This window comes from Streptomyces sp. NBC_00328 (assembly GCF_036139655.1).
GTDB lineage: Bacteria > Actinomycetota > Actinomycetes > Streptomycetales > Streptomycetaceae > Streptomyces.
On sequence record NZ_CP108013.1, the window covers coordinates 7,643,936 to 7,665,613 of the forward strand.

A 21,678-nucleotide genomic window follows, 5' to 3' on the forward strand; every position below is an offset into this window, starting at 1 on the left:
GTTACGCTGGGTGACGCCCTGCTAATATCCCCCTGGTATGCGGGAAGCGGACGACGGGGTCCTCGCCGCTCCGATCACCTGCGCCGCCCCCCGTCCTGGGCGAACAGTTCATCGCGACAGTGGTCGCAAGGGTGGCGGATGTCCAGGCAGGGCGACGCGCCGCGTTCGTCGCCGCACCCATGGCACAACCGTCCGCGCCCGGGCAGACCGGCGGCCCGCGGTCACAGCGGGGCGCTCACACGCCGACGGGCCGTGCGCGTGCGGGTGGCAACGCCGTTGAACGGGGTGCTCGGTGGAAACGGTGACGGCTGTGAGGCATGACTTCGACTTCGAGTTGCTGGGGCCGCTGGTGGTGCGGCGGGCGGGCGCGGTGCTGGATCCGGGGCGACGCAAGCAGCGTCTGCTGTTGATCCGGCTGCTGCTCGCCGACGGTCGTACGGTCGCTCCCGAGACGCTGTGCGAGGAGCTGTGGTCGGAGCAGCCGGGACGGACACAGGGCGGGGCGATGGCTTCCCTGCACGCCCACGTCAGCAAGGTCCGCGCGGTCCTGGAACCCCAGCACCTGCGCGCGCGGGGGACGTTCGGGGTACTGGTCACGGAACCCGCCGGCTATGCCCTGCGCGTCCCGTCCGAGAGCAGGGACACCCTGCGCTTCGAGCGGGCCGTCACCCAGGCGCACCGACTGCTGGACCAAGGGCGGCCCGGACACGCTCTGCAGGAGGCCGAACGGGCCCTGGACATGTGGCGCGGTGCCGCGCTCGCCGACGCCACGCACCACCTGTTCGCGGCCCACGAAAGCGCACGCCTGGAGGAACTGCGGCAGACCACCCGGGAGATCCGCACCACCGCCCTGCTCCTGAGCGGGCGGACACCGGAAGCCGTCGCGTCGGCGCAGGAACTGACGGAGCGGCACCCGCTGCGGGAGACCGGCTGGGCCCTGCTGCTGCGCGCCCTGTACCTGGCCGGCCGGCACCCCGAAGCACTGCAGCGTTACGGGGACCTGCGCCGGCACCTCGCCGGCGAACTCGGCCTCGAACCCGGCCCCGGACTGCGGGCCCTGCACGACGGCATCCTCCGCCACGACCTGCCGCCGCTGTCCCCGCCGGGCACGGCCGATTCGGCGGGCTCGGCGGCCGACGCCGCGGACAGCCGTCATCCGAGCCGACCGGCAGGGCCCGAGGCACTGGAAGACCGATCCGAGGCACTGGAGGATCAGGACGAAACCGCACCCGCCGACGCACGTCCTGTCGCCGCGGCCCACGGTGCCACGTCCTGCGAACCGACCGCCGACGCGACGCCGTCCGGCACGACCGCCGGGGCGTCCGCGGGCTCGGCGGACCCGTCCGGTGCGAGCGACGGCCCTGCCGCGGGCGGAGCCGGAAGCGGGTCGCCACGGATGGTGCGCCCGGCGCAACTGCCGGGTGATCTGCCGGTGTTCGCGGGGCGGTCGGCCGAAGGCGCGTGGCTGTCCGCCGCGAGCGGCGCGCCCGGCCGGCCGGGACCGGCCGGTGCTCCCGTCGTCGTCATCAGTGGCGCCCCCGGTATAGGCAAGACCACCTTCGCCGTCCACCACGCCCACCGCATCGCGTCCTCCTTCCCCGACGGACAGCTCTTCGTCAATCTGTGCGCATACCACCCGCACGCGCCCGCCGCGGAACCCGGCGACGCCCTGCACGGCTTCCTCACCGCTCTCGGCGTGCCCACCCAGCACATCCCCGAAGCCACCACCGCCCGCAGCACGCTGTTCCGCAGCCTCCTGGCCGACCGACGCGTCCTGCTCGTCCTGGACAACGCCCGCGACGAGCAACAGGTCCGTCCCCTGCTGCCCGCGGGCACCGGCTGCCTCACCCTGGTCACCAGCCGCAACCAGCTCCCGGGCCTGATCGCGACGGACGGGGCGAGGCCGCTCTCACTCCCGCTGCCCTCACCGGCCGAGGCCCACGAGACGCTGGCGCGACGGCTGGGACCGGAGCGCCTGACCGCCGAGCCCGCCGCCGCGGCCGACATCATCCGGCTGTGCGGACGGCTGCCCCTGGCACTGGCCGTGGTCGCCGCTCACGCCAAACTCGAACCCGCCTTCCCTCTTCACGCCATCGCCGACGACCTGCGGCATGCCCCCGACGGCCTGGACGCCTTCACCGGCTTCGACACCACCACCGACGTCCGGACCGTGTTCTCCTGGTCCTACCGGGCCCTGGACGAGCCTTCCGCCCGCCTCTTCCGGCTCCTCGCCCTCCACCCCGGACCCGACATCACCGCCACGGCCGCCGCCGGCCTCGCCGGGCTCCCCCTCCCCCGAACACGCCGCCTGCTCGCCGAACTGACCCGCTCCTGCCTCGTCGAACAGCCCCGGCCCGGCCGGTTCGCCCTCCACGACCTGCTGCGCGTCTACGCCACCGAACTCACCCACACCCACGACGACGCCGACGAGCGCCACCGTGCCATCCTCCGGGTCCTGGACCACTACATGTTCACGGCCTACGAAGCCAACCTGCTGCTCAAGCAGGACTCACTGCCCGAACTCGACCTCGGCTCCCCGAGCCCGGACGTCACCCCGGAAAATCTCACCACCGCGGAGCAGGTGAACCGGTGGTTCACCGCCGAACACCGGGTACTGGCCCGCCTGCTGCACACCACCGCCGTCGGCCAGAGACTGGACCGCCACATCACCGGACTGGCCTGGTCGCTGAAGGAACACCTGAACCGCCAGGAGTACTGGCCGGAGGCCGTCACCGCACTGACCCCCGCCCTGGAAGTGGCCCGGCGCCGGGGCGACCGCCTCGAGGAAGGCCGCTGCCTGCGGCACCTCGGCAGCATCCACGGCTACCTCGGCCACCAGGAACAGGCCCTGAGTCACCTGCGACACGCCACCACGCTCTTCGAGGAACTCGACGTAGTCGCCGAACAGGCCCGCGCCCACTACGGCACGGCGTGCGCGCTGTACCTGTTCGGCCGGATCCCGGAGGCCGTCGCGTCCTCCGAACGAGGACTCATCCTGTCCCGGGCGACAGGGGACGAGTTGTGGACGGCCGAGTGCCTCATCGAGCTCGCCTGGTTCTACTCCAACCTGGGGCAGCTCGAGAAGAGCCTCGTGCACAGCGAGGAGGCCGTCGGCCTGCTCGAGGGTCTGGACGCCCCGTGGCAGCGGGCTCAGGGCTGGGACGGCCTGGGCTACACCCTCCGTCAGCTCGGCCGGTACGAGGAGTCGGTGGCCACCTACCGGCGGGCGCTGGAGGGGTTCGAGGAACTGGGGGACCAGAGGAACGCCGCCGGCGCGCTGATGCGACTGGGCGACACCCTCCTGGCCATGGGCGACCGGGAGGCCGCCCGAGCGCACTGGGTCCGCGCGCTCGACCGCGCCGAACAGCAGGCGCTGTCCCACAGCGCCCGGCAGGTACGGGACCGGCTCACCGCCCTGGACACCGAAGCGGACCCCGCGCCCATCGCGCCGGAGAGGGCCGTCGGCAACCACCGGATCCCGGCTCCGACGAGTGGTGATCCTGCGCGCGAGCTCCGTCCCGCAAAGAGGGGTTAGCGCATCCTCGGGCTGCGCCGAGTCGCCGACCGGCCGCACACTCGCCGGACAGGCGCGGGCCCGGCCACCGCCGGGCCCGCCGCATCCGTCACCGGCGAAAAGCGACCGGCCGTCGGGAGTGGGTCACTTGGCGAGGAAGGTGAGCAGGGCGTCGGTGACTTCTTGCGCGTGGGTCCAGAGCAGGCCGTGGGGGGCGCCGTCGATGACGGTGTAGTCGGCGTGGGGGAGTGCCTTGTGGAACGGCTCGGCGGTGGCTTCGATGGGCAGGATGCGGTCGGCGGTGCCGTGCAGGATCAGTGTGGGTATGTCGATCTTGGGGATGTCGGCGCGGAAGTCGGTGCTCCAGGTGGCGACGCAGGCCAGGGACGCGTACCAGGAGGCGCCGGCGGCGGTGTTCCAGCTGTTGCGTAGGGCTTCTTCGCTGATGCGGGTGCCGAGGTTTTCGTCGAGGTTGTAGAAGTCCTGGTAGAACGCGGTGAAGTAGGCGTAGCGGTCGGCGGTGACGGCCTGCTCGATGTCCTTGAAGATGCTGCCGTCGACGCCGTCGGGGTTGTCGTCGGTCTTGAGGAGGAAGGGTTCGAGGGAGGCGAGGAAGGCGGCTTTGGCGATGCGGGCGGAGCCGTGGGTGCCGAGGTAGCGGCCGACTTCGCCGGTGCCCATGGAGAAGCCGACGAGGACGGTGTCGGTGAGGTCGAGGGTGGTCAGGAGGGTGTTGAGGTCGGCGGTGAAGGTGTCGTAGTCGTAGCCGGTGGTGGGCTGGCTGGAGCGGCCGAAGCCGCGTCGGTCGTAGGTGATGACGCGGTAGCCGGCCTTCAGCAGGGCGGCGGACTGCTTCTCCCAGGAGTGGCCGTCGAGGGGGTAGCCGTGGATGAGCACGACCGGCTGTCCGGTGCCGTGGTCCTCGTAGTAGAGGTCGATGCTGGCGGAGTTCTCCTGGCCAACGGTGATGAACGGCATGATGGTTGCTGCCTTCCGGTGTGGGTTGTGGTGCGGGGAGGTGGAGCCGGGTGCGGTCAGCGGACCGTGCGGGCTGCCTGTTCCACGATGCGGGTCACGGCGCCTGGGCGGGAGACGGACACCGCGTGTGACGCGTCGATCTCGGTCGTGTGCGCGTGCGCCCGGTGCGACATGAAGCGCTGGGCGGCCACGGGGATGTTGAGGTCCGCGGTGGTGACCAGGGACCAGGAGGGGATGGTCTTCCAGGCGGCCTGGGTGGACTTCTCCTCGAGCGCGGCGGCGGCGATCGGGCGCTGCCCGGTGGCCATGAGCCTCGCCTTGTCCGCCGGTACGTCCGCGGCGAACTGCTGGTGGAACTTGTCCGTCGTGATGTAGACGTCGGCGCCCTGACTGCCGTCCGGCAGCGTGTAGTTCACCGATTCGATCGCCTGGCCGAGGGTGCTGCCGGGGAACTTGCCCGTCAGCCCGAGCGAGCTCTCGCCGGCGTCGGGCAGGAACGCCGCGATGTAGACGAGGGCCTTGACCTTGTCCTCCAGTCCTGCGGCGGCCTGGCTGATGACGGTGCCGCCGTAGGAGTGGCCGACCAGGACCACGGGCCCGTCGATGCGGTCGACGACGCTGCGCAGGTAGGCGGCGTCGTACGCCGGGCCGCGCAGCGGGTTGGCGGCGGCCACCACCGGATAGCCGGCGAGCTGCAGCCGCTTGACGACACCGTCCCAGCTCGCGGCGTCGGCGAACGCCCCGTGCTCCAGCACGATCGTCGGACGGGCCTGGTGGCGGGCGGCGGCGTCGGCCTCGCCGGGCAGGGTCACAGCCGTGACGGCCAGGCCCACGGCCGCGGTGGCACCGAGCAGGGCGAGCCGACGGCTCGGACGGGTCGGTCGGGTGATGTGCATCGTGAACGTCCTTCTTCTTGGGATGTTGCTCCTCGTCGGGGGAACTGACGAGGTGGGTGAGGTGCCACCGAGAGAAGCGGTATGCGATGTGATTGCTCACAACCGAACGGCTTCGACCGCCAAGTCGCCTCGTGAGGGGGCGGACCGTCTGTCGCGGTTGACGCCGGTGGCAAGACACCCGCTCTGGTCCGGCTGCCGCGGTGACGGTGCCTTCTTCATGCCCTACGTTCGGAAGTCAGGTCCGGTTCACCCGTGTTGTCCGGGTCATGTTCCGCGGCCGGCGATGTGCAGGGGCCGGTGAGACCTGGCTCCGACGAGGGTGCCGCGCCGGGCGAGCGGGGCGTCCACGGCGTCGAGGACGACATCGGCGCAGGCGTCGACGGCGAGCGCCTCCAGGCCGGCGTCGTGGAGGCGGAAGGCGGCTCGGCCCGGGGCCGGGGCCGTACGGGGGCCGGCCGCCGCGACGGTCACCGGGACGACAGGACGGCGGCGAGCGCCAGCGCTCCGGGCAGTGCCTGGGCGATGAGGATGCGCCGGTTGGCGGTGAGCCCGCCGTACAGGCCGGCGACGAGCACGCACGCGAGGAAGAAGATCTGGACCCGGGGGCCGGTCGGCTCCCCGGCGGTCAGCCCCCAGACCAGTCCGGCCGCCAGGAATCCGTTGTAGAGGCCTTGGTTCGCGGCCAGCGGAGCGGTGACACGGGCCATGGCCGCGTCGAGGCCGGAGAGTTCACGGCCCGGCTTCCTCTCCCAGAGGAACATCTCCAGAACCAGGATGTACACGTGCAGCGCGGCCACCAGACCGACCAGCACCTTCGCCGCTGTTTCCATCGGCTGTCTCCGTTCTCTCGAACGTCCTGGACGAGCCCGCACTTCTTGGCCGCCCGGACATGGGCTTCTTTCATCACGTGTCGAAAACGCGGAGAGCCGAGGCGTCCGATCAGGTCCGCCCTGCCGCCCGGCACGAAAGCGCAGGGGTTCGGTGCCCGGTCGAGCGTGCCGCCGCCATGGCGTGGGCGGACGACTCCGTCCCCGGCGGGCGGCTTACCGCCGCGGCACCGCATGGCTCGGCTCACCGGCGTACACCGTTCGCGGGGCGGGCCGCTGCCGAGCGCGCTGCGGGCGGCGTCACCGGTGCACGACGTCGTCCCGGACGCGACGGTCAGAGGATCTGCAGGATGTACAACGTGCCGCTGAGTCCCTCGACATCGCGGATGCTCGACCACTTGGGCATGGCCCTCACCGAGTCGCCCAGCATTATCTCGATGTTGTTGTCGCCGGACCTGATCCTTGAGACGTTGGGAAGCTGGGGGGCGATGACACCCGCGTTGGCGAAGCACGCGGTCTGGTTGCCGTTGTACCAGACCTTGACGAAGTCGGTCCGGTCTCCGCAGTCGGTCTGATTGGTCGCGCTGGCCGGGAGGGCGGGCAGAAGAGCCATCATGGCTCCCGCCGCCGCGACGAGCGTGATACGCGAGATGGAGCGCTTCATGGGTGGAACTTTCCTTCCGTAGTGGTGCTGTGCTGCGGAACAGCGCGGTTGACGACCGGCATCCCCCTCGCTGTGCGCACAGAGGGACAGCCGGACGACTCGTGAGGTGAACGGGGGGCGACCCGGTCCGCGGCCGGCCGTCGCGCGCCGAGGAACAAAGGCGGCGGGACGAAGAGTCGTCGTCCGGCCCCGTCGACCGGCCGCATGCGCGTCCGTTCGGTTCAACGTGGCGCGACGATCTTCGGTTCACCGTGCGGAGGAAACCGGATGTGCCGAGCCGGCACCCCACGTCCCGTCGTGTCCACATGCAGAAACGTCACGCCTGGTAGGCGGCACAATGGCAGGAGTTCGGGTTACGGTGCCTGCCGGTCCGCCGGTCGGCGCGGGAACGACAGCACGGGAAAAGGACATGCGGGCAGGCATGGCAGGGCTGGACAGTGCCCGGGGCGAGGGGCCCGTCGACGCGGGCACGGCCGGGGAACGCGGTGTACGGGTCGGGGTGCTGGGCCCGCTGGTCGTGCGCCGCGACGGTGTGGTGGTGGATCCCGGGCGGCGCAGGCAACGGCTGCTGCTGATCCGCCTGCTGCTCGCCGACGGTCACGCGGTGGCCTCGGAGACGCTGTGCGAGGACCTGTGGCAGGGGCAGCCTCCGGCCTCCGCGACGCCGTCGCTGCACGCGCACGTCAGCAAACTGCGCGCGGTGCTGGAACAACGCCGGCGCGGCCCTGGACGCTTCGAGACACTGGTGAGCGAGCCGACCGGGTACGCCCTGCGGGTGCCGCCCGAGGGCCGGGACACGGTGCGTTTCACGGAGGCGGTCGCCCGGGCCCGACAGGAGCTCGCGGCCTCCCGGGTCGCGGACGCGCTGCGGACCGTCGAGCGGGCACTGGGCATGTGGCGCGGAGCCGCCCTGGCCGACGCCGCCGACCACCCGTTCGCCCGGCCGGAGGCCGACCGCCTGGAGGACATGCGGCAGAGCGCCGCCGAACTGCACGCCACCGCCCTGCTGTTGGACGGACAGGTCCCGCGAGCGGTGGCCGCGGCCGAGCAGCTGACCACCCGGCACCCGCTGCGCGAGACCGGCTGGGCCCTGCTCCTGCGCGCCTTGTATCTGGCGGGCCGTCACCCCGAAGCGCTGCGGCGCTACGAAGACGTGCGCCGGCATCTCGCCGACGAACTCGGCCTCGACCTCGGGCCCGAACTGCGCGCCCTCCACCACGGCATCCTCGGCCACGACCTGCCGGCCCTCACCCTGCCGCGGCCGGTGGCGGGCGCGCCCACCGCACCGCCGTCAGGCCGGCCGGTGCCTTCGGCCGGTGACGACGCCTTTCCACCGTCCGCACCGCTCACCACGGGGAGTGCGGACCGCGCCGTGCCGGCCGGTGTGCCGGACCCGCGAGGCGGTCCGCCGCACCGGCCTCGCCCGGCGCAACTGCCCAATGACCTGGCGGTCTTCGCCGGCCGGGAGACCGAGTCCGCCTGGATGGGCACCGCGGGTCGCGTGCTGGACCGTCCCGGGCCGGACGCAGCGCGCGTCGTGGTCATCGGCGGTGCCGCCGGAGTGGGCAAGACGACCTTCGTGGTTCACCACGCCCACCAGGTAGCCCATCTCTTCCCCGACGGTCAGCTCTTCGTCAACCTGTGCGGTTTCCATCCCCGTACGCCCGCGCTGGATCCCGCCCTCGTCCTGCACGGCTTCCTCATCGCGTTGGGCGTCCCCGCCCAGCGCATCCCGGAGGACACCGCCGCCCGCACCGCCCTGTTCCGCAGCACGCTGGCCGCGCGGCGCGTCCTCGTCGTGCTGGACAACGCCCGCGACGAGGAGCAGGTGCGGCCCCTGCTGCCGAACGGGTCCGGCTGTCTGACGCTGGTCACCAGCCGCAACCGGCTCGCCGGACTCGTCGCCGGTGACGGTGCGCACCCCCTGCCCCTGGCGCTGCCTTCGGAAACGGAGGCTCACGAGATGCTGGCCCGCCGCCTCGGACCCGAACGTCTCGACGCCGAACCGGACGCCACCGCAGGCATCGTCCGGCTGTGCGGACGTCTGCCTCTGGCCCTGGCCGTCATCGCCGCCCGCGCCGCCCTCGACCCGGCCTTCCCCCTGAGCGCCGTCGCCGACGACCTGAGCGAGACCGGCGGACGACTCGACTCCCTCACCACCTTCGACGCCGACACCGACCTGCGCGCCGTCTTCTCCTGGTCCTACCGCGCCCTGGACCAGCCGTCCGCCCGGCTCTTCCGTCTCCTCGCCCTCCACCCCGGGCCCGACATCACCGCTCCCGCCGTCGCCAGTCTGGCCGCGCTCCCCCTGCCCCGGGCCCGCCGCCTGCTCGCCGAACTCGCCCAGCTCCGCCTCGTCGAGCAACCCGTGCCGGGCCGCTACACCCTGCACGACCTGCTCCGTGAGTACGCCACCGAACTCACCCACGACGAGGACGCCCACGCCGAACGCCACGACGCCACCGCACGCGTCCTGGACCACTACGTCTTCACCGGCCACGCCGGCAACCGGCTGCTGAACCACGAGCCGAAGCCCGTGGCCCCCGGTCCGCTCAGCCCCGGCGCCGTCCCCGAACAGCTCGGGGACCTCGAACAGGTGGCGCGCTGGTTCACTGCCGAACAGCAGGTGCTGGACCGCCTGTTCCGGACCGCCGTCGCCCAGCGCCTCGACCATCACGTCATCACCCTGGCCCGGATACTCAAGGAGTACCTGAACCGCCACGAACGCTGGCCCGAGGCCGTCGCGGTGCTCACCGCCGCCCTGGACGCGGCCCGCCGCCGGGGCGACCGCCACGAGCAGGGGCGCTGTCTGCGCATGCTCGGTGTCATCCACGGTCAGATGGGCCGCCAGGACGAGGCCATGACCCACCTGGACCGTGCTGCCCCGCTCTTCGAGTCGTCCGGTGACGCGGAAGCCCTCGTCGAGGCGGTCCGCACCCAGTACACCGCCTCGTACGTGCTCGGCCTGTTCGGCCGCGACGAGGAGGCCCTGGCGCGGGCGGAGCGGGCGTTGGAGCTGGCCCGGGAGACGGGGGACCCCTTGTGGATGTCCGACCCCCTGAACGCGGTGGCGAGGTACCACACGCTCCTGGGCCGGCCCGAGCAGGGCATCACCTACGGCTTGGAGGCCATCTCCGTGTTCCAGGGGCTGAACGCGCCGTGGCGGGAGGCGATGTGCTGGGACTGTCTGGGCCGCGCCTACCACGCCGTCGGCCGGCACCGGGAGGCGCTGGCCTCCCACCGCCGGGCTCTGGCGGTGTTCGAGGAAGGACGCGACCGCAAACACGCGATCAGGTCGTCGACGTACATCGGCGACACCCATCTGGCCATGGGCGACCGGGAGGCCGCACGAGCGGCCTGGACCCGGGCCCTGGAGGACACCGACGGGCCGGAGGAGGACACGTTCGAGGGACTGAAGGGCCTACGGGCCCGGCTCGCCGCCCTGGACGCGGAGCCGACCGGCGCGGTCAGGGTGTGAGAACGCGCCGGGTCGCAGGTACGGCGGCGCGGGTGGACCGGTCATCCCGCTGGTCCGCCCATGGGGGTGGCCCTCCCCGCGCGGGCGTGGGTCCGGCGCGGCACGCGACCCGCCGCGGTCATCGCCGGCTCACCGGCCGAGCGCCTGCGGAGCGCCGCCTTCGTCGGTCCCCCACACGTCGTCCTCCTCCTCAGCGGTCCACGTGGTACGGGCCCGGTCGCTGCTGGTCTGCTGTCCGCGCTCGTTACCGCCGGACATCGGCGGCGAGAAGGGCACCCCGGCGCTGGTGGAGATCCGCCGCGCGGCCGGGACGGCACTCTCCCTGGCCTCCCCGGGCCGGCCGGCCCGGGCGGGACGGCGGACGATGGGGGAATCCAGCACGTTGCGCTGCCGCCCGTTTCCGGACTGGTCCTGGCCGCCGCCCCCACCACCGCCCATGCCGCCGCCCATCGGCGGATACATGCCCGGACTCATGGCCCCCGCTCCGGCGGCGGCCCCGTCGGCCGAGGCCGCACCGCCGAGGGCGGCGCCGGCGTCCTGCGTCGCGTAGGTGTTCCGGCCGAGCGCGCCGTACGCGTCGTCGCCCGATACGGCGGAGGACTCGGAGGCTTCGGCCACGCCGGCCGGCACGGCGCCGGACGGCAGGCCCGAGTCGTAGCCGCCGGGAGTGTAGGTACCGGAGTCGAAGGTGCCCGGCGCGTAGACGCTGTCGCCCTGGGAGGAGGGGACGGAGACCTGCGGCTCGGACATGGTGGCGAGCTTGTCCCGGACGATCTCTTCCGGGGTACGGCTGTCCATCCCGAGGTCGTCGTACTTCTTGTCGATGTCGGCGATCCGGCGCTCGTATTCCTCCTGCGCCTCCTGCCGGTCCGCCGCGGTGTCCTGCATCACCTGGTCGTACCGCTCACGGGCCCCGGCGAGGTCCTGGCCGGCCTCGGTCCTGGCGGCCTGCTGCTGCTGATCGGCCGCGGCGACGGCCTTGTCGTACTCCGCCTTGGCCTTCTCCGGATCCTCGCCCTGTGCGATGGCGTTGTCGTACTCGGCCTTGGCATCGGCCCGCGCCTGGTCGGCCTGCTGCTTGGCCTGCTCGTAGCTGTCCTGGGCGTCGGTCCTGGCTTGCTCGTAGTCCGCCTTGGCGTCCTGCACCTGCTGGTCGATGTCGTGCTCGGCGGTGTCGTGGGCGAGCTGCGACTGAAGGGTCTCGCGCTGGTGACCGGCCTGGAGGTCGGCGTTGCTCGGGGCGGACAGCTCGGAACCGTCGACGAGGGAACGGGCCGCCGCGAGGTCACCGTCGTACGCCGCCTGGAGCTGCTCCTGGGCCTTGTCCGCTTCGGCCCGGTCCAGTTCGCTCTGCTTGAGTGCCTCGTCCTGGGCCTTCTTCTGCTCGGCCCGCGCCTGGTTGCTCGCCAGAGCACCGAGGCCGACCGACGAGGCGGTGAGTCCCTGGGCCTCCGCCCGGTCCTGCTCGTTCTGCCGGCGCACCTCTTCCGCGTACGTCTCGGCCTCGGCCCGGTCCTTCTCACTCTGCGCCTGCGCCTCGTCCTGGGCCTTCTGCACGTCGGCCCGGTCCAGCTCGCTCTGCTTGCGCGCCTCGTCCTGGTACCTCTGCGCTTCGGTCCGGTCCTCCTCGTTCTGCTTGCGCGCCTCTTCCTGGGCCTTCCTCCCCTCTTCGCGGTCCTTGTTGTAGTCCTCTTCGACCTGCTTCTGGTGCGCCATCGCCTGTTGAGTGAGTTCGGAGTCCCCGCCCAGGCCGTTCAGTTGCTTCTTCTGCTCGTCGAGGAGTTTCTTGTTCTCCTCCTTGACCGAGATGTCGCTGAGAGAACTGTTGTCCTTGTCGGTGAGCTGCTTGGGGAAGGCGTCCACGGCATCGGCGAGCGTCCTGTCGATCTTCGGGATCACCTCTTTGGCGATCTCACCGAGGGCGTCGTCGACGCTCTTCTGCCACCGGTTGACGGCTTCCTGGCCGATGGCCCTCCAGGTGCCCCACTCGCCGAGCCACATCTGCTGGCCGCCGACCTCGACGTAACCTTTGTAGCCCTCGGTCTGGAACGTGTACCAAGCGGCCTTGTCCTTCTCGAAGCGGACGAACGCCACCTGGTTGTCGAGAACCTGTCTGTAGATATCCCACAGGCTGTCCAGCAGCCACCGGTGGGGGGATCCCATCAGGTACTGCCACCGCGACCACGCGGTATGGAGCCGGTGGGCGGCATCGCGGTACGCCAGCTGCGTCTCGGCGAGCGTCCGTCCCGGGTAGGTGGTGAAGATCTCGCCGCCGAGTGCCAGGGGCGTGTTGCCGCCCTTGCCGGGCGGCCCGAGCTGCTCGACGTAGCCCTCGTAGTTCCGGTTCAGCCCGTGCACCATGTGCTTGAACAGGTTGGCCGCGCTGCCGGCCCACTCCGCGCTGCCCTCGCCGATGTCCCGCTTCTCCCAGTCGGCGAGCACCTTGGCCTGCGTGATCAGGAACTGGTTGACCCGCTCGAAGGAGAGCGCCACTTCGGTGAAGGAGGGCAGATGCACGGCGACGCTGTCGTCCACGCTCAGCCCGCTGTCCGAGAAGCCGCGGGTACTGTACGGCGCGTACGCGATCTGTCCCAGGGCGCTGCCGGCCCCGTAGGAGTACTGGGCGAGCTTGGAGTTGTCCCAGGTGAATTTGGAGCCGTCGGCCTTCGTCAGATAACCGGCCGTCCACTTGGCGGCCCTCGTGTGCAGCCCGGCACCCGGGTACATGATCTTGCCGTTGTCGTCGAGGGGCGCCCCGATGAAGGTGATGCGGGCCTTGTTGTGATCCAGGCCCTTGCCGTGCTTGGCCCTGGTGTAGAAGGGCATGAGGAAGTGCTCTCCCTCACGGAGCCACCCACCGGAACTGGGGAATTCGCGGACGTGGTCCGTGGCCACACCGACGTTCCTTTCCAGCTTTACGTGCATGAGCGGGATGTCTTCGTTGCCCTTCATGTCGTCGAACAACGTCTTCCGGTCGGCCAGCGTGTAGCCGGTGAGGGCGTCCACCGCCTTCTTCCAGTAGTCGTCGTTGGTCTTGCTGGTGGGGTCGGCCATCGTGGTTCTCCGTGGGGATCAGGTGCGCGGGCAGCTCACGACGAGCTCTGACGCCCACCGGACATATCGCCGTCCACGTCCTCCCACAGGTCCAGGAATTCCTGGCCGGTCATCTTGGCGAGGTTGTCCTGCTGGGTTTTGGTGAGCTGAGTGATGGTCTCGACCATGGCGTCGTCGATGTCGTCGAAGAGGTTCTTCTGGTTCCGCAGCAGCACCGCGAGGGCCTCGGCGGTGCTCTGCACCGCGGAGTTGAGCTTTCCGCCGCTCAGCGAATCGTCCTTGGCGAGCGCGCCGATGATCAGCGGCTTGGTGGTGTCGATCGTGCTCTCGGTCTTGACGCCCGAGGCGATGTCCTCGATCGGCTGGACGGAGCCGTCCGGCTTGGACATCCGGTCGATCTCCATGATGAAGTCGTGCACCGGGCCGTCTTTGAACTTCTTCAGCCACGCGACGTTGAGGATGGTTGTGTTGGCCATGTCATCTCCCTGGCGGACGGGTCCCGGGGGCGGACGGAGTGCGTTCGGTGCTCACCTGGGTGTGGGGTGAGCGGTGGTGTGTGGTGGCCGTCCGTGGTCGTGGGTGCCGGGGTGTGGTGAGCGGTCCACGAGCCGGCGGGCGGTCAGCGGCCGATGCGGATGTCGGACCACTGCTGGGCCAGGCTGCCGGCGGTGTAGCGGTAGTGCCCGGAGATATCGGTGAGCAGCGCGGCGTGCTCGGACAGGATCCTGCCCATCTGCTGGAAGGCGTGGTCCCAGGCCTGCTGCTTCTCGCGGTAGACGTCGGCGTCCTCGCCCTCCCAGGACTTTCGGAGTTCGTTCAGCTCCATCTCCAGTGATTCCAGGGTTTTGCCTACCGCCTTGGTCTGCTCGACCATGTCCTCGGCGGCGTTGTCCATGTGGGCGTAGTCCACATGGATGATGCCGTCGGTGAAGTCCTCGCTCATCGGTCCTCTTCTCGGTACGGGAGGGTGAACGGCCCTGGCGGCCGGGGGAGTTTCAGGTCAGTTGCTGAGGGTGTCGAAGACGGCCGTCGCCTGCCGGCTGCCGCTGCCGACCCACTCGGTGATGGTGCGCTGCGTCTCCCCGTGCTTCGCCAGGGTGTTGTTCAGTTCCTCCATCACGTCCTTGATGTTCTTGGCGATGATGGCCGCCTGCTCGTCCCACTGCGCGAGCAGTTTCTGGAACTCGCCGCCGTCGACGCCCCGGTATCCCGTCATCAGTCTCGCGCCGGTGCTGTCGACGTCCGTGCGGATCCTGTTGACGCCGCTGCGCGCCATATCGAGGGCCTTGATTCCGTTGACCGTCGCATCACGCGACGACTTCTGCATGGCCACGTCGGCCTCCTCTTGATGGAAAATCGAAATGCCGCGGACACACACGCCGGAATCACATCGCCCGGCGGAATGACCTGCCCGCGGCCGCATCGGGCTCTCGCTCGTCCGTGGACCTATGGAAAGCCCGTGCCGCCGGGAGCGGCGGCACGGGCCCCGCGCCCGGCCGTCAGGGGGATTCGGGCCGGTCGCGACCAGGCGCCCCGCGTACGCGGCGGAGCACCCACCGCCAAGAACGACGCCGGACGGCGACCGGTTCACAGCCCACAGAAGTTCTTCCGGGCACGGACGGACCCACGGTGAACCGTTCACGCCCCCGACGCGTTACAGCCCACGGCCGGACATGACCGGCCGACCGATCCCTTCCGGATCCGCCCGAGAGGCGGCTCGGAACACCGGACACGGCAGCACCACGACGACGCGACAAGGACGGCGACAAGAAGCGCCGGCCCGGCATGACAAGAAGACGACAAGGTTTGGCCAAGGCGATCCGAAGAGTGTTGGCGAGTCTCCCGCACGGGGCGGGAGGCACGCCACGGAACACTTGAACAGGATCGAGCGCTACCCATGAACGGGACCTTGGAGGCGGGGATCGCCACCCCCGCTCCGGCGCGGGTGCATGCCCGGCACGTCGCGCCAAACGCCGACTGCGACGCCTTCATCAAAGACATCTACGAGCAGTACGGACCTTTGCTCGTCCGGTACGCCGCGCGGCTGCTGGACGGTGACTGGCACAAGGCGGAGGACATCTTCCAGGAAGCGGCGGCCCGTGCCTGGAAGCACGCCCGGCTCCTGGGCACCCGCGGCGAGCAGATCCGGCCGTGGCTGTTCACCGTGGTCAGGAACCTGGTCATCGACCATCACCGGGCCCGGCGGATCCGGCCGTTGGAGCTGATGCCGGTCGAGGAGCTGGACGCGGCCTGGGACGGCACGGACTCCACGCTCACCTCCCACGTGGTGCTGGAAGCGCTGCGGGAGCTGAACGAGCAGCAGCGGACCGTCATCCAGCTCATGTACTACCTGGAGTGCAGCGTCGCCCAGGCGGCCGAGTACCTCGGCATCCCGCCCGGCACCGTCAAGAGCCGCGCCTTCTACGCCATGCGGGCCCTGCGCAAGGCGTTGGAGAAGCGGGGTGCGCTCGGCGAGTAGCCGAAGCGCGGACGGTGGGGGCCGACCGGGCCCCTCCACCGCCGACGCCATGCCGCCGGTCGGCTCGTGACGTTCGACGGGTCGTTCCGGACAGCTCCGCAGCCGCCACCGGGCGGGCCCTGTCGTCGTCCTGGTACCCGCCCAGGTCCGGGCCGGGCTCTGCCGACGGCCCCTGCCTTCCGGCCCCGCCGCCCGTCGACCCGCAGGCTCATCCCGCCGGCCTGCCGCGTTTCGCGCGCCGAGGACTCCCCACCGGGTCGTCCTCCCCGGGCCGGGGTGGTGTTCCGGTCCGGTCCGGGACGTGATCGGGTGAACCACTTCAGAAATGGGGTCGTTCCAGCCGTGACAGCCGGATCCGAGGTCGAAGGAGACATGGTGAACTGCGAGCAGACCAGGGAAGAGCTGGCCGTCCAGGCCCTGACCGGGAGCCGGCACGGCGGACCGGACGCCGAAAGCGCCGAACACCTCGGCCGCTGCGCGGAGTGTTCGGCCGAACGGCAGCGGCTCGCCGAAGTGACCCGAGTGCTCTCGGGCGTTGGTCTGCTCGCGTTCGAAGGGCTTCGGCCGGCCGATGCCCGGACCGCTCCGCGAGGAACACCGGAGCCCCGCGAGGCAGCCCTCGATGCCCGGGACTGCACATGCCCGCGGACGTGACACACCCGGCACGGCACAGCACAGCATGGCCGACCGGGGGCCGAGGGTCACGGACTGCCTCGTCACACCTCGGGCCACCCCGGTGCACCGTCCTGCGTGGCCTCTCCCGCCCTCGCGCGTGCGGCCCCGGACGGAGTCCTCCTTGCCCGCCGAGGCCGCGCAAGCGGTATCCGGGGACATTCCCGGGGCGGTCCGGCGCCCGGCTCCGGGCGCGCCGCCACGTACGGGGTGCGCCGTCCCCGCGTACGGGAAAAGGCCCCGCGTACGAGGAAAGGCCCCGGGTACGGGTAAGGCCCCGGGTACGGGTAAAGGCCCCGGACGCTCTCCCGCGATGCGGAGGAGCGCCCGGGGCCCTGTCATCCGCACGTGCCGTCACCGGTGGAAGGTGGCGGCCCACCGGGCCCGGGACACGGGATCAGCCGCGCCGCCAGGTCTGGTTGGCTGTACCGGTGCAGGGCCACAGCTTGACCGGCGTGCCGTTGGACTCCTCGCCCAACCACACGTCGGCGCACTTGTTGCCCGCCTTGAGCGACACCAGGTCCTCGGTCGCGTTGATCTTGAAATTCTGCCCGGCCGACCCGTTGCACTGCTGCAGCCGGATCGCCGTGCCGTTCTTCACCGACCCGCCGTCCAGCCCCATGCACAGGTCCTGGCCGATACGCAGGGTGTGGTCCTCGGTGTGGAAAGCCCAGACCTGGGCGCCTCCCGAGGCTCCGCAGGGCTGGACGACCAGTTCCGAGCCGACTCCACGGGAGGTGGCGGTCAGGCACTTGCCGGTGTCGGCGCTGACGATCCGGGCGGAGGCGACGGTGACCGTCTTGTCCACCGTCGTCGTCTTCTTGGCCGACTGGGCCGGCTCCTTCGCCGCGCTCTCCTTCTTCGGCGAGGCGCTCTGCGGGCTCGCGCCGTCGGCGGCGACGGCGGAGGAGAAGTCGTCGTCCTGCGACGACTTGCCGCCATCCTTCGCGGTTCTCCCGTCCTTTCCGTCGTCGCCGTTCTTGGACAGGGCGGACGAGGATTCGTCCTTGGACGAGGCGGCCGAGGAGTCGTCCTTCGGCGACTGCGCGACGTAGACGCCCGGCGGCTGCTGTTCCTCCCGCTGATCGCCCAGCGTCCGGGAGTCGGCGGCCTCGGTGGTGGCCTTCTCCCCGGAATGCTTGTCCCGCTCGGTGCCGGCCATGACCAGCAGCGGGACCGCGATCAGGATCACTCCGGCGATCCCGGCGGCGGCCAGCATGGGAGCCTTCGGCCGCCCCGGCGAACCGTCCCCGTCGCCGCCTCCGCTCCCGGCTCCGGCACCGCCGGACCGGCGGACACCGCCGAGGACGGCGGTCAGGCCGGACAGAGCGCCTCCGGCGCCGCCCCGTGACGTGGTCCGCGTCGGCGCGGCGGCATCCGGCGCCGTCTCCGGCCGTTCCCGGCGGTCCGTGCCGGGTGCCGTGGTCCCGGCCCGCGCCTTCGGTTCGCCCGGAGCCGAGGCCGTCCCGGACCCGGCCTGGACGGCCGGAACGGCGGAGGTGGTCTCCGTCTCGTCGAGGCCGGCCTCGCCGCTCGTTCCGGTGCCGCCGAGAGCGGTGGTACCGGTGGTGGCGCTCGCGGTGGCCGTGCCGCAACGCGGGGCGGGCCGCAGGGCCTGCTCCGCGTCGTCGCCCACCGAGGGCAGTGCCACCGCGCGACGGACCGGTGGCCCGCCGTCGGTGCCGGCCGGGCGGGCGGACGCTCCGCCGCCTGGCCTGTTCTGGCGTGACATCGCTCGTTCTCCTTCGGTCTCGCGGTTGTCTGCCACGTGGCGGCCATGCGCTCGCCGTGCCACGCGGCCGGTGCGGCGGTGTGAGCCGCAGCCGTTCAGCCGTGCTGCCCCACCGGGACGGGTGGCTCCCCGGGGAAGCCACGCCCGGCGCGGCGTGTCATCCGCCGTGGCCCAGCGGCCCGGTACAACGGGCCGGCCAGCCAGGTCCCCCGCCGTCGGAGAGGGCGCCGTCGAGGGCGTTCTCCAGCCGGTCCAGCGCCGAGCGGTCCAGGCCGCTCAGTTCCTCCTCCGCGCCCTCCTGGTAGACGGCGGCGGTCGCCGACAGCTCGCGCAGCAGGACCACCGGCACGCCGTGCGCTGTGCGGGTGCCCAACACCCGGAAAGCGCTGCCGGGAGCGAAGAAGATCTCGTCCGCCGCTCCGGCGGATCCGGGCCTGTCCAGCAACTGCCGCACCTTGCGGCCGGTGACGGACCAGATCACGTAGCGCACCGGGACGCCCTCCGGGCGGGCCCGGGGCAACGCCAGCGCCCCCACCGGAGCCGGGTCCAGCAGCAGAGTGCCGGGCTCGGGCACGCCCTCGCCGACGGCCGGTGCGGCGCCCCGGACGGCCACCCCTCGGTAGGAGGGGAGCCGGCGCAGCGCGGAGGCCAGGCAGGCGGCGTACCCAGGCAGCCGTCCGTCCCCGGCCCGCAGGTCGCGGACGAGCGCGGCGTGGTGCAGCGGACCGTCCTCGTCGGTGAGGTAGGCGTGCAGCGCGATCAGGTCGGCGCGGGCCTCCTCCAGTTCCTGGCCGCGCAGCGCGGGCATGCGGGTGAGCCGACGCAGCACGGCGGTGCCGTGGCGTTCCCACCCGGATGCCGCGAGATCCCGGAAACCCGCGCGCTCGGCGACGGTACTGACATGACCGGGCCGATACGGCACGGAGGCGGAGGGCGCGGGGGCGGTCCGGCCGGGGACGGCCAAGGGGTCGGTCGTGCCGGTGGCGGGGGCGACAGGAGCGGCGGGCCCGGCGTGAGCGGCAGATGTCGTGGGTGTCGTGGGGCGGAGCGAGGAACTCTGACCCTGGCCGGGGCCGTCGGGCCGGGGCCGCCGCGGCGGGCCGTCCGGCCGCCGTGCCCCGTCGGCGAGCGGCTCGCCCGCTGCGGGCGGAGTTACCGCGAACGGGTCGGAGGACACCTGCTCCGCTGCACCCCGCTCCGATCCGGGCCGACCGGCGGACCGTCGGCGATCCGCCGAAGCCGAAGCCGAAGCCGAAGCCGAAGCGGGAGCCGGAGCCGGAGCCGGAGCCGAAGCCGAAGCCGAAGCGGGAGCCGGAGCCGAAGCCGAAGCCGAAGCCGAAGCGGGAGCCGGAGCCGGAGCCGGAGCCGGAGCCGAAGCCGGAGCCGGAGCCGGAGCCGAAGCCGGAGCCGAAGCGGGAGCCGAAGCCGAAGCGGGAGCGGGGACGGGGACGGGGGCTGGGGCGGAGGCGGGGGCCGGATTCGAAGGGCCGGCCGCCGTCTGCGCCGCAGCCGGTCGTTCCCCGGCCGTGGGGAGCCGCCGTTCCCCGGCCGCCGCCACGGCGGACCGCCCACCACGCGCGGGCGGGCCGGACACGGTCGGCATGTCCGGGGGGTACGCGGACGGCGGGGCCTGCGCCGGTGTGTCGAGGACAGCCGGAGCCGCAGGTGCCACCACCGGGCCGATCGTGCGCTGACCGAACGCGGCGCGGCGGGTGACGTAGCGGATGCCGACCACGCCGTACTCGGTGGCCAGGTCGCGCAACGCCCGCTCACTCATGGTGAGTCGGCCGCGCACCAGCAGCGTGGTCGCCGTGCGGGTCTGGAAGCCGAGCTCGATCATGAGCCGGGTCAGGGCAGGCAGCAGCGAGTCGTCCAGCGGCTGCCCGGGGACGCCGAGTTCGACGGTGAGGGTGTCCGGGTCGACGGGGACAGTGACGACGGGTGGCCGGGGGCCGTCGAGGGGGACGACCGCGAGCCCGGCCCGGGTGACCGCGACGCCCCAGGCGTCGGTGAGCCGGGTGAAGTCCGGCCGCCCGCCGGGCATCCCGACCAGCGCGGGGCGAACGGACGTCGGGCGGGGCATCGGCGGGCGGCCGTCGGCGTCGGCGGGCCCACAGATCACGGCGGTGACGTACGGCTGCCAGGTGGGTTCCCCGAAGCGGCCGATCAGGCTGGGCCGGACCGTGCCCGGGGCCTCGGGGCCACCGGCGAGCAGCGGGATGCCGGTGAGCACCTCCACCTCGCCGTCGAGCATGTCGGCGACCGACTGGCCGAGCCGCAGCAGGTCGCGTCGACCCCCGGGAGCCAGCCGGGCCCGGGAGCGGTGGGCGGCGGGCAGCGCGGCGAGCACCGTGGCGACCTCCTCGGCGGCCACGTCCTCCGCGTCGGGCGCGCCGACCAGGATCAGGGGGCGCTCGGGGTGGACGGGCGCGGCGAAACTCAGGTCGTCGGTGCCGGGGGTGGGCGCCTCGGCGGGACGGATCACCACCCCGGCGGGAATCTGGTGGACCACGCAGCCGCCGGAGGTGCGGGCAGGCACCCGGCGCAGCGCGTTCTGCCAGTCCGGCACCGGGGCCCGGCGGCCCAGCGGCCGGGGGCCGGCACCGGGTTCGAAACGCCACCAGCCGCCGGCGGGCGTGGGCGGGTGCGGCACGAAGAGCGTGCCGCCGGGGGTGATCAGCACGGCTGCGTCCGGGGCGATCACCTCCAGCTCCCAGGCGTCGGCGATCCGCCGGGCCAGGCAGGGCCGGTCGGCCCGGTCGTGGCCGGCGCCGGGGAGCACCAGCCGCACCCGGCCGGTGCCCCGGTCCCGCAGGGTGTCCAGGACACCGCCGAGCCGCGCCCAGTGCGTGGCGGTGTTCCCGTCTTCGGCGGGCGCGCCGACCAGGACGGTGACCGTGTCCTCGCCGCCGACGGCCAGGGCCACCTCCGCCGCCTCGGCCAGGGACGGAAAGTCGTCGTCGGCCGAGCGCAGGAGCACCACGCCGTCGACCTCCTCGACCGGAGCCGTGCCGGACGGCCGCCCGCCACGACCGTCCGGGGTGTCGCGTGCCGGCGCGACGCCGCCGCGCCGGGAGATGAGGGTGGCCCACCGGCTCATGCGTCGCTCTCCCCTGTGCAGCCACCGGCCGCCGTTCTCGCCCCGCGCCGTCGGACGGTCCCCACCGCGGGCCCGGCCCCGGCCTCGCCGCGCGTCCCGCCCCACGTCGAATCGGTGGCGCTGCCCGCGGCCCGTCGACCCGCCGGAGCCGGGACAGGCTCCGGCCCGGCCACGGTCCGCTCGCCGGTGGTCTGCTCGCTCATCGTCTCCTCACGGACCTCAACTCGCTTCACGGGTCCCGAACCGCCCCGGTCACCCGGCCTGGAATCCCCCCGGCCTGGAAT

General features: G+C 72.2%; 14 protein-coding genes. 3 read left to right on the top strand and 11 right to left on the bottom strand.

Features of this window, described 5'->3' with window-relative positions; translation table 11 throughout:
• Positions 1 to 310 precede the first annotated feature (310 nt).
• On the top strand, positions 311 to 3,535 hold the full coding sequence (locus OG485_RS33410; RefSeq protein ID WP_328672301.1) for an AfsR/SARP family transcriptional regulator: 3,225 nt from the start codon (positions 311 to 313) through the stop codon (positions 3,533 to 3,535).
• 123 nt (positions 3,536 to 3,658) lie between these two features.
• Here OG485_RS33410 and OG485_RS33415 read toward each other — a convergent pair whose 3' ends face one another.
• From OG485_RS33415 to OG485_RS33435, 5 genes are all read right to left on the bottom strand, one after another.
• Positions 3,659 to 4,492 carry an alpha/beta fold hydrolase gene (locus OG485_RS33415; protein ID WP_328672302.1) on the bottom strand — a complete coding sequence of 278 codons (834 nt, stop codon included), beginning with the start codon at positions 4,490 to 4,492 and terminating at the stop codon, positions 3,659 to 3,661.
• A gap of 56 nt (positions 4,493 to 4,548) precedes the next feature.
• Positions 4,549 to 5,388 carry an alpha/beta fold hydrolase gene (locus OG485_RS33420; RefSeq protein ID WP_328672303.1) on the bottom strand — a complete coding sequence of 280 codons (840 nt, stop codon included), beginning with the start codon at positions 5,386 to 5,388 and terminating at the stop codon, positions 4,549 to 4,551.
• A 264-nt stretch (positions 5,389 to 5,652) separates the two neighbouring features.
• Positions 5,653 to 5,859 carry a hypothetical protein gene (locus OG485_RS44080; protein ID WP_443048802.1) on the bottom strand — a complete coding sequence of 69 codons (207 nt, stop codon included), beginning with the start codon at positions 5,857 to 5,859 and terminating at the stop codon, positions 5,653 to 5,655.
• Positions 5,856 to 6,218 carry a DUF1304 domain-containing protein gene (locus OG485_RS33430; RefSeq protein WP_328672304.1) on the bottom strand — a complete coding sequence of 121 codons (363 nt, stop codon included), beginning with the start codon at positions 6,216 to 6,218 and terminating at the stop codon, positions 5,856 to 5,858. The genes OG485_RS44080 and OG485_RS33430 overlap by 4 nt, the downstream gene beginning before the upstream one ends.
• 331 nt (positions 6,219 to 6,549) lie before the next feature.
• Entirely contained in the window at positions 6,550 to 6,879 is a 330-nt protein-coding gene (locus OG485_RS33435) for a beta/gamma crystallin domain-containing protein (RefSeq protein WP_328672305.1), read from the bottom strand.
• Positions 6,880 to 7,300: 421 nt separating this feature from the next.
• On the opposite strand from OG485_RS33435, the gene OG485_RS33440 reads away from it, so the two are divergent.
• Positions 7,301 to 10,357: an AfsR/SARP family transcriptional regulator gene (locus tag OG485_RS33440; RefSeq protein WP_328672306.1), complete on the top strand. Its 3,057-nt coding sequence runs from the start codon at positions 7,301 to 7,303 to the stop codon at positions 10,355 to 10,357.
• 129 nt (positions 10,358 to 10,486) lie between these two features.
• Here the strand turns inward: OG485_RS33440 and OG485_RS33445 are convergent, their stop codons facing one another.
• From OG485_RS33445 to OG485_RS33460, 4 genes are all read right to left on the bottom strand, one after another.
• Positions 10,487 to 13,411 carry an AAWKG family protein gene (locus OG485_RS33445; protein ID WP_328672307.1) on the bottom strand — a complete coding sequence of 975 codons (2,925 nt, stop codon included), beginning with the start codon at positions 13,409 to 13,411 and terminating at the stop codon, positions 10,487 to 10,489.
• Positions 13,412 to 13,446: 35 nt separating this feature from the next.
• Complete coding sequence (locus tag OG485_RS33450; RefSeq protein ID WP_328672308.1) at positions 13,447 to 13,887, bottom strand: type VII secretion system-associated protein; 441 nt, start codon at positions 13,885 to 13,887, stop codon at positions 13,447 to 13,449.
• A gap of 143 nt (positions 13,888 to 14,030) precedes the next feature.
• Positions 14,031 to 14,354 carry a WXG100 family type VII secretion target gene (locus OG485_RS33455; protein WP_328672309.1) on the bottom strand — a complete coding sequence of 108 codons (324 nt, stop codon included), beginning with the start codon at positions 14,352 to 14,354 and terminating at the stop codon, positions 14,031 to 14,033.
• Positions 14,355 to 14,411: 57 nt separating this feature from the next.
• Entirely contained in the window at positions 14,412 to 14,744 is a 333-nt protein-coding gene (locus OG485_RS33460) for a hypothetical protein (RefSeq protein ID WP_328672310.1), read from the bottom strand.
• A gap of 564 nt (positions 14,745 to 15,308) precedes the next feature.
• Here OG485_RS33460 and OG485_RS33465 point away from each other — a divergent pair.
• Positions 15,309 to 15,890, top strand: a complete 582-nt coding sequence (locus OG485_RS33465) for a sigma-70 family RNA polymerase sigma factor (RefSeq protein ID WP_328672311.1) — start codon at positions 15,309 to 15,311, stop codon at positions 15,888 to 15,890.
• Positions 15,891 to 16,959: 1,069 nt separating this feature from the next.
• Here OG485_RS33465 and OG485_RS33470 read toward each other — a convergent pair.
• Together OG485_RS33470 and OG485_RS33475 are read right to left on the bottom strand one after the other, a co-directional pair.
• Positions 16,960 to 18,294: a ricin-type beta-trefoil lectin domain protein gene (locus tag OG485_RS33470; protein ID WP_328672312.1), complete on the bottom strand. Its 1,335-nt coding sequence runs from the start codon at positions 18,292 to 18,294 to the stop codon at positions 16,960 to 16,962.
• Positions 18,295 to 18,451: 157 nt separating this feature from the next.
• A complete protein-coding gene (locus OG485_RS33475; protein WP_328672313.1) occupies positions 18,452 to 21,394 on the bottom strand; it encodes a hypothetical protein in 2,943 nt (980 codons plus the stop codon).
• Positions 21,395 to 21,678: the final 284 nt, after the last annotated feature.

What these genes read in the sequence shown, in the direction of transcription:
- OG485_RS33415 (WP_328672302.1), bottom strand. Translation starts at nt 4,492, where the DNA reads ATGCCGTTCATCACCGTTGGCCAGGAGAACTCCGCCAGCATCGACCTC.
- OG485_RS33420 (WP_328672303.1), bottom strand. Translation starts at nt 5,388, where the DNA reads ATGCACATCACCCGACCGACCCGTCCGAGCCGTCGGCTCGCCCTGCTC.
- OG485_RS33430 (WP_328672304.1), bottom strand. Translation starts at nt 6,218, where the DNA reads ATGGAAACAGCGGCGAAGGTGCTGGTCGGTCTGGTGGCCGCGCTGCAC.
- OG485_RS33435 (WP_328672305.1), bottom strand. Translation starts at nt 6,879, where the DNA reads ATGAAGCGCTCCATCTCGCGTATCACGCTCGTCGCGGCGGCGGGAGCC.
- OG485_RS33440 (WP_328672306.1), top strand. Translation starts at nt 7,301, where the DNA reads ATGGCAGGGCTGGACAGTGCCCGGGGCGAGGGGCCCGTCGACGCGGGC.
- OG485_RS33445 (WP_328672307.1), bottom strand. Translation starts at nt 13,411, where the DNA reads ATGGCCGACCCCACCAGCAAGACCAACGACGACTACTGGAAGAAGGCG.
- OG485_RS33450 (WP_328672308.1), bottom strand. Translation starts at nt 13,887, where the DNA reads ATGGCCAACACAACCATCCTCAACGTCGCGTGGCTGAAGAAGTTCAAA.
- OG485_RS33455 (WP_328672309.1), bottom strand. Translation starts at nt 14,354, where the DNA reads ATGAGCGAGGACTTCACCGACGGCATCATCCATGTGGACTACGCCCAC.
- OG485_RS33465 (WP_328672311.1), top strand. Translation starts at nt 15,309, where the DNA reads ATGAACGGGACCTTGGAGGCGGGGATCGCCACCCCCGCTCCGGCGCGG.
- OG485_RS33470 (WP_328672312.1), bottom strand. Translation starts at nt 18,294, where the DNA reads ATGTCACGCCAGAACAGGCCAGGCGGCGGAGCGTCCGCCCGCCCGGCC.
- OG485_RS33475 (WP_328672313.1), bottom strand. Translation starts at nt 21,394, where the DNA reads ATGAGCCGGTGGGCCACCCTCATCTCCCGGCGCGGCGGCGTCGCGCCG.